This window comes from Streptomyces colwelliae (assembly GCF_048158785.1).
Lineage (GTDB): Bacteria > Actinomycetota > Actinomycetes > Streptomycetales > Streptomycetaceae > Streptomyces.
This window is the reverse complement of record NZ_JBLTJC010000865.1, coordinates 1-739: the sequence shown is the minus strand read 5'-3', so window position 1 is coordinate 739 and position 739 is coordinate 1. Positions and strand designations below refer to the sequence as shown.

Sequence of the window (739 nt, the reverse complement as noted above, 5' to 3'; positions counted from 1 at the left end):
GCGGGGGCTGGTCGCGCAGTTCCCCGCGCCCCTAAGGGCGTTGGAGTTGGGCGGGGTTGATGGGGTGGCTCGATGGTGGGGTCAGACCAGCCGTACCGGCTTCTCCGGGCGTATGCCCAGGTCGATCAGCCAGGCCCGCAGCGGAGCCGGGTCGCCGTCCTCCACGAGGCTGAGGACCCTCGGGGCGAGATCGGCCGCCCGTTCGCCGTTGACGAGCAGTGTGGGGCCGTCGAGCCAGTCGAGGCCGGGCAGCGCGCCGGCGGTGTCCATCGCCGCGCAGCACACCATCGCCGTGACGTGATCGGCGAGCAACTCCCGTCCCGTGCGCGGTGGTTGGAGCGGGAAGAGGGGGAGCGAGGCGTCGTCCCAGAGCGCGGTGTCGGGACCCTGCCCAGGAGGGGCCGAGCTGATCGGCGGGGTGGCCGCTTCCTCGCGCGCCAACTCCGCGGTGAGGCCTGCGGCGAGCGCCGCGCTGTGGGGCGAGCCGCTCTCGCCAAGCTCTTCGTCGTCGTCGGCGGCCATCGCCTTGTAGGGCTCGGGCTCCGGGTCCAACTCCGGCTCCGAGTGGGCGGCTTGGGCTTCCAGTTGTGCGGAGGTGGACGGGTCGCCGAGGGTAGCGTCCGGCGCATACGGATCTACGGTGCATGCCGGAAACCGTTACGTCGACCCCGAGTTGGCCGCCGACGCGATCTCCGCCGGGGACTCGCCGCTGACCGCCCGTGAGGCCGAGGTGCTGGAG

The 739-nt window shown here is 72.7% G+C and carries 2 pseudogenes; one reads left to right on the top strand and one right to left on the bottom strand.

The features are described 5' to 3' along the window. Positions 1-81: 81 nt before the first annotated feature. Positions 82-477 (bottom strand): annotated as a pseudogene (locus ACNFOC_RS54870) (hypothetical protein); the annotation flags it as partial. Positions 478-637: 160 nt separating this feature from the next. Here ACNFOC_RS54870 and ACNFOC_RS54865 point away from each other — a divergent pair. Continuing rightward, positions 638-739 (top strand): annotated as a pseudogene (locus ACNFOC_RS54865) (DNA-binding response regulator); the annotation flags it as partial.